Origin of the sequence: Streptomyces malaysiensis subsp. samsunensis, assembly GCF_024519315.1 — a bacterium.
Classification (GTDB): domain Bacteria; phylum Actinomycetota; class Actinomycetes; order Streptomycetales; family Streptomycetaceae; genus Streptomyces; species Streptomyces malaysiensis.
Genome location: NZ_JANIIC010000141.1, coordinates 1 through 7,478, shown reverse-complemented (window position 1 = coordinate 7,478; position 7,478 = coordinate 1). Strand labels below are relative to the sequence as shown.

General features: G+C 73.8%; 1 protein-coding gene and 1 pseudogene. Both read left to right on the top strand.

Annotated elements, in window-relative coordinates; translation table 11 throughout:
• Window positions 1-2,347, top strand: a 2,347-nt coding sequence (locus tag NQU54_RS47695) for an SDR family NAD(P)-dependent oxidoreductase (protein ID WP_257636511.1), incomplete at its 5' end; no start/stop codon positions are given.
• Between the two features lie 128 nt (window positions 2,348-2,475).
• A pseudogene (locus NQU54_RS47690) lies at window positions 2,476-7,478 on the top strand (beta-ketoacyl synthase N-terminal-like domain-containing protein); the annotation flags it as partial.

The following is a 7,478-nucleotide window of genomic DNA, read 5'->3' as shown; positions in this document are numbered from 1 at the left end:
CGACGACGGCGCCGCCGATCGCGTACTCGCGGGGCTCGGGGAGCTGTTCGCCGCCGGGGTGCCGGTGGACTGGGCCGCCCTGTTCGCCGGGGCCGGGGCGCGCCGGGTGCCGCTGCCCACGTACGCCTTCCAGCACCGGCACTACTGGCTGGAGCAGACGAGGACACCGACGCGGGCCGAGACCGCCGACGGCTCCCTCTGGGCCGCCATCGAGGACGGGGACGCGCAGTCCCTCGCGCGGGATTTGGAGGTGGACGCGACGGCCCTGGGCACGGTGCTGCCTGCGCTGGCCTCCTGGCGCCGCCGCAGCCGGGAGGACTCCCTCACGGACGAGTGGCGCTACCGGGTCGGCTGGACCCGAGTGGCCGCCGCCGACCCTCAGCTGTCGGGCCGGTGGCTGGTGCTGGTCCCGGCCGTACGGGCCGACTCGGCGCCGGTCCGTGCGGTGCTGGACGGGCTGGCCGCGCGGGGCGCCGAAGTGGTGGCCGCCGAGGTCTCCGAAACCGGCCGGGAGGCGCTGGGCGAACAGGTCAAGTCGGCGGACGGCTGTGCCGGGGTGGTGTCCCTGCTCTCATGGGACGACCGCGCCGACACCGAACACGGCACCGTGTCCATGGGCACGCTGGCCACTCTGGCGGCGGCGCAGGCGTTGCGGGACCACGGCGTCACCGCTCCGCTGTGGTGCGTCACCCGTGGCGCGGTCGCGGTGGCCGGTGAGGCGGCCGACCCGGTGCAGTCGGCGGTGTGGGGATTCGGCGCCGTACTCGGGCTCGACCACCCGGACACCTTCGGTGGCCTGGTCGACCTTCCCGCCGAAGGGGAGGGTGGCGGCGCGGAGTTGCCGGACGCGCTGTTCGCGGCGCTGTGCTCCCCGGAGGGGGAGGACCAGCTCGCGGTGCGCGCCGAGGGGCTGTTCGCACGCCGGATGCTGCGCGACCGGGACGGCTCCGGCAGCGCCTGGAAGCCGCGTGGCACCGTGCTGGTCACAGGTGGCACCGGCGGGCTCGGTTCGCATGTGGCGCGCTGGCTCGCCGCGAGCGGGGCGGACCATGTGGTGCTGCTCAGCAGGCAGGGCGGTGAAGCGCCGGGCGCGGCCGAACTGGTGGCGGACCTGGCGGGGGTGGAGGTCACGGTCGCCGCGTGTGATGTGACCGACCGGGACGGCGTGGCCGCGGTGCTGGCGGCGGCGGAGCGGACACATCCGCTGACCGCGGTGGTGCACACCGCGGGTGCCGGGCTGCTGTCGGCTCCGGTCACCGAGGTGACCGCGGAGCGGTTCGCCGCCGTGACGGGGGCGAAGGTGCGTGGCGCGCTGGTGCTCGACGAGCTCGTCGGCGACCGTGAGCTGGACGCGTTCGTGCTGTTCTCCTCCGGCGCAGGTGTCTGGGGCAGCGGTGGACAGGCCCCGTACGCGGCGGGCAACGCCTTCCTGGACGGGCTGGCGGCCCGGCGGCGGGCGCGCGGGCTGGCGGCCACGTCGGTGGCGTGGGGCGGCTGGGGCGGCGGTCTCGGCATGATCGACGCCGACGGCGGCGACCAGTGGCGGCGTATCGGCATCCTGCCGATGGACCCGGCGCCCGCGTTGCGCGCGATGGCGCGGGCCGTGGGTGGTGGCCTGCCGAATGTGGTCGTCGCCGACATCGACTGGGCGCGGTTCGTACCGGGATACACGATGGCCCGGGAGCGGCCGCTGCTGCGTCAGTTGCCCGAGGTCGCCGAGATCCTGGCGGCCGACGCGGCGGACGCGCCGGGCGAGGGGGCGTCACAACGGGACGTGCTCCTGGGCAGGCTGGCCGAGCTGACCGGCCCGGAGCAGGAGGTGTTCCTGACCGACCTGGTGCGGCGCGAGGCGGCGGCCGTGCTCGGGCATGCCGACGCGGACGCGGTGGAACCGGAGCGGGCGTTCAAGGACACCGGATTCGACTCGCTGACCGCGGTGGAGCTACGCAACCGGATCAACGCGGCCACCGGGCTCCAGCTCTCCCCCACGGTGGTGTTCGACTATCCGAAGCCGACCACCCTGGCCAGGAAGGTACGTACGGAGCTGGTCCCCGCCGTGGACGCGACGGTGGACGGGGCCGCGAACGGCGTGGCCGCCGACGCGCGGGGCCGCGAACGGGAGATCCGGCGGGTACTGGCTTCGGTGCCGTTGCGCCGCTTCCACGAGCTGGGGGTGCTGGACGCGCTGATGCGCATCGCGGACTCCGCGGCCAACGACCTGGACGGCCTCGATGACTTGAGCGACCCAGGCACCGCCGTGGCGGCGGAGACCTCCGCCATCGCGGACCTGGATGACGACGAGCTGGTGAGCCGGGCGATGCGCGGCACGACCTTCGGAAACGACTGACGCCGCGGTTGCGGAGAGGAGTACACATGGCTGCGTCCCGGGAAGACCTGGTCAAAGCGTTGCGTACCTCGCTGATGGACGCCGAGCGGCTGAGGCGGGAGAACGACCGGCTGATCGCCGAGTCCACCGAACCGGTGGCGATCGTGGCGATGGCATGCCGGCTGCCGGGCGGGGTGACCGGCCCTGAGTCGCTGTGGGAACTGGTGGACGAGGGGCGGGACGCGATCGGCCCGTTCCCCACGGACCGCGGCTGGGACCTGGACACGCTCTTCGACTCCGATCCGGACGCCGTGGGCAAGTCCTATGTACGCGAGGCGGGATTCCTGGAGGGCGCGGGCGAGTTCGACGCCGCGTTCTTCGGCATCTCACCGCGCGAGGCCCTGTCGCTCGACCCGCAGCAGCGGCTGCTGCTGGAGACCGCGTGGGAGACCTTCGAGCGGGCCGGGATGGATCCGCGGTCGGTGGAGGGCCGGGACATCGCGGTGTTCGCCGGGGGCAGCGGCCAGGGGTACGGCGGCGGTCCTGGTGCGGCGCCCAAGGGCCTGGAGGGCTACCTGGGGGTGGGCGCTTCGGGCAGTGTCATCTCCGGACGCGTGTCCTACACGCTCGGGCTGACCGGGCCCGCCGTGACCGTGGACACCGCCTGCTCCTCCTCCCTCGTGGCCACCCATCTCGCCGTGCAGGCGCTGCGGTCGGGCGAATGCTCCATGGCGCTTGCCGGTGGTGTCGCCGTCATGGGCCAGCCCACCGCCTTCGTGGAGTTCTCCCGCCAGCGCGGCCTGGCGCCCGATGGCCGCTGCAAGTCCTTCGGCGAGGGCGCCGACGGCACCACCTGGTCCGAAGGCGTCGGACTCGTCCTGCTGGAGCGGCTGTCCGACGCCCGCCGCAACGGCCACCAGGTCCTGGCCGTCATCCGCGGCACGGCGGTCAACCAGGACGGCGCCAGCAACGGGCTCACCGCGCCCAACGGCCCCTCCCAGGAGCGGGTGATCCGGCAGGCGCTGTCCAACGCCGGGCTGACGGTGGCCGATGTGGACACCGTCGAAGCCCATGGCACCGGCACCGCGCTCGGCGACCCCATCGAGGCCCAGGCCGTACTTGCCACCTACGGCCGGAACCGCCCCGCCGGACAACCTCTCTGGCTCGGCTCCCTCAAGTCCAACATCGGCCACGCACAGGCCGCCGCGGGCATCGCCAGTGTCATCAAGACCGTCATGGCCCTACGCCACGGCCGGCTGCCGAAAACCCTCCACGCCGAACACCCCACCACCAAGGTGAACTGGACCGAGGGCGCGGTGTCCCTGCTCACCGAGGCGCGGGAGTGGCCGGAGACCGAACACCCCCGCCGCGCCGGTATCTCCTCCTTCGGCGTCAGCGGTACGAACGCGCACATCATCGTCGAGCAGGCTCCGGAAGCGAACACCGCCGCCCAGGAATCGCCCACGGGATCGGCCGAGCCCGCCGAGCCCGGTCCGGTCGCCACCGGACCCGTGGTGCCATGGGTGCTCTCAGGTCATACCGAGGCGGCGCTGCGCGCCCAGGCCGCCCGGCTGCTGACCCATGTGCGGAAGGTGACCACCGACAGCCCGTGGGACGTGGGCTGGTCGCTGGCCACCACCCGGACCCGGCTCGACCACCGCGCGATCGTGCTGTGTGCCGATGCCGAAGAGGCCGTCGCGGGGCTGGAAGCGGTGGCCTCGGGCGCGTCCGCCCGGTCGGCGGTCACCGGCTCCGTGGCCTCCGGAAAGGTCGCGGTGCTGTTCACCGGCCAGGGCAGCCAGCGAGCCGGAATGGGCCGGGAACTGCACGGCCGCTACCCGGTGTTCGCCCGGTCCTTCGACGACGTATGCGCCCACTTCGGCGATCTGCGCGACGGGGACGAGAAGGTCTCGCTCGCCGAAGTGGTCTTCGCCGACGAGGGTTCGGCGACGGCGGCGCTGCTGGACCGCACCGAGTTCACCCAGCCCGCGCTGTTCGCGCTGGAGGTGGCGCTGTTCCGGCTGGTGGAGTCGTGGGGGGTGCGCCCCGCGTATGTGCTGGGCCACTCGATCGGCGAGGTGGTCGCGGCGCATGTGGCCGGGGTCCTGTCCCTGCCCGACGCCTGCACACTGGTACGGGCGCGTGGGCGGCTGATGCAGCGACTCGACGCGAACGGGGCGATGGTCGCGGTGGAAGCGGCCGAGGACGAGGTCGCGCCGCTGCTCACCGGGCAGGAACACCGCGCCTCCATCGCCGCGATCAACGGCCCGACCTCCGTGGTCGTCTCCGGTGACGAGGACGTGGTCACGGCGGTGGCGGAGACGCTGGCACGGCAGGGCCGCAAGACCAAGCGGCTCGTGGTCTCGCACGCCTTCCACTCCCCGCACATGGACGGAATGCTCGGCGCGTTCCGCGAGGTGGCGTCGCGGCTGACCTACTCGCCGCCCCGGGTGCCCGTGGTGTCGAACCTGACCGGCGGGGTCGCGGATCCCGAGGAGCTGTGCTCCCCGGAGTACTGGGTGCGGCATGTGCGTGGCGCGGTGCGGTTCCTCGACGGTGTCCGCGCCCTGGCCGACGAGGGCGTGCGCACCCATCTGGAACTCGGACCGGACGGCGTGCTGACCGCGATGGGCCAGGACTGTCTGCCGGATGCGGGCGCGGACGCGGATACCGCGTTCGCGGCGTTCGTGCCGTCCCTGCGTCCGGGCGTCCAGGAGGCCCACTCGACGCTGGCCGGGCTCGCGGGTCTGTACGTCCGGGGTGTGCCGGTGGACTGGGACGCGATATTCGCCGGGTCCGGCGCCCGGCGCGTCGCCCTTCCGACGTACGCCTTCCAGCATGAGCACTACTGGCTGGAGCGGCCCGCCGGGTCCGGCGACGTGGGCGCTGTGGGGCTCGGTGCGGCGGGCCATCCACTGCTGGGCGCGGTGGTGCAACTGCCGGAGACGGGCGGTGTGCAGCTCAGCGGGCGGCTGTCGGTACGGGCCCAGCCCTGGCTGGGCGAACACATCATCTCCGGCGCTGTACTGGTGCCCGGCACGGCCATGGTGGAGCTGGCGGTCCGCGCCGGGGACGAGACCGCCACCCCGGTGCTGGAGGAGCTGGTGATCGGGCAGCCGATGCTCCTGCCCGGCGACACCGCGCTGAGCGTGCAGGTCGTGGTGGGCGCGGACGAGGGCGGGCGGCGCACGGTGCGGATCTACTCCCGCGCCGACGGCGCCACGGACTGGACCGAGCACGCCACCGGCACGCTCGTGGCGCAGAGCCCGGCACCGCTGGACGGGGCCGTGGGCGAGTGGCCGCCCGCGGAGGCCGAGCCGATCCCGGTGGAGGACTTCTACCGTTCGCTCGTGGACGCCGGCTATGCGTACGGACCGGCGTTCCGCGGGCTCGCCGCCGCATGGCGCCTGGACGGTGAGGTCTTCGGCGACGTGGCGCTGCCGGAGACGTACGCCGAGGAGGCCGAACGGTTCGGCATCCACCCGGCGTTGCTGGACGCCGCGCTGCACGCGGGCAACTTCTGCCTGCCCTCCGACCCGGCGCGGCGGGTGACCCTGCTGCCGTTCGCCTGGAACAACGTACGTCTGTACGCGGGCGGCGCGTCCGCGGTCCGGGTGCGGGTCCGCCCGGCCGGTGACGACGCCTTCTCGGTACGTCTGACCGATGGCTCGGGCCGGACGGTGGCCTCCGTGGAGGCGCTGACCCTGCGCGCGGTGGACCCGGTCCAGCTGGAGACGAACACGGCCGACGACGCGCTATGGACGGTCCGGTGGAGCGAACACCCCCTGCCGGACGGCACGGTCTCCTGGGCCCCGCTCGGCGAGGCGGCGGCAGGGGGCGATAGGGCCACCGAAGGCACCCTTCCCGACGTCCTCGTGGCCGACACGCGCACATGGGCCGAAGACCTCACCGAGCCGCTGCCCGCGCGGGCCCGGGAGCTGACCGGCCACCTGCTGGAGGAGATCCAGCGGTGGGTCACCGACGACGCCATGGCCGGGACGCGGCTGGCCGTGGTCACCCGCGGCGCGGTCGCCGTGCACGGCGACGCCGAGGTCACCGACCCGGCCGCCGCCGCGGTCTGGGGTCTGGTCCGCTCGGCCCAGGCCGAACACCCGGGGCGGCTGGCCCTGGTGGACGCCGACGGCGCGTGCGAGGAGTTGCCCGCCGGTGTGTGGTCCGGGGACGAACCCCAGCTGGCGGTGCGCGGTGGCACCGTATGGGTGCCACGCCTGGCCCGGGTCGAGCCGGGCCTGCGCGTGCCCGAACAGCGGTCGTGGCATCTGGACTCGGCCGAATACGGCACGCTGGACAATCTGGCGCTGCTGCCCGACGAGGCCCGGACCGCACCGCTGGAGGCCGGTCAGGTCCGGATCGAGGTCCGCGCCGCCGGGCTCAACTTCCGCGATGTCCTGGTGGCCCTCGGCATGTATCCGGGCCGGTCGGTGATCGGCACGGAGGGCGCCGGTGTGGTGACCGAGGTCGGCCCGGACGTGGCGGACCTGGCCGTGGGCGACCGGGTGATGGGCCTGTTCTCCGGTTCGTTCGGCCCGCTGGCCACCGCCGACGCGCGCACGGTGATCCGGATGCCGGAGGGCTGGTCGTTCGGCACGGCGGCCGGGGTGCCGGTGGCCTATCTGACGGCGCTGTACGCGTTGCAGGACCTCGGGAAGGTGCAGCCGGGCGAGACGGTGCTGGTACACGCCGCAGCGGGCGGTGTGGGCATGGCCGCCGTCCAGCTCGCACAGCACTTCGGCGCCACCGTCCTGGGCACCGCCCACCCCTCCAAACACCACGCCCTCCACCGGCTCGGCGTGCCCGCCGAACGGCTCGCCTCCAGCCGCGACCTCGGCTATGCCGGCACCTTCCCCACCGCCGACGTCGTCCTCAACTCCCTCACCGGCGAACACATCGACGCCTCCCTCGGCCTTCTCGGCCCCGGCGGCCGGTTCCTGGAGATGGGAAAGACCGACCTGCGGGAGCCCGGCGAGGTCGAGGCGCGCCATCCCGAGGTCACCTACCGGGCGTTCGACCTCGGCGGTGAGGCCCCCGCGGACCGGGTGCGGGAGTTGCTGCGCCAGCTGGTGGAACTGTTCGAGGCAGGCCGGATCGAGCCGCTGCCGGTACGGCACTGGGACATCACCCGAGCCCCGGA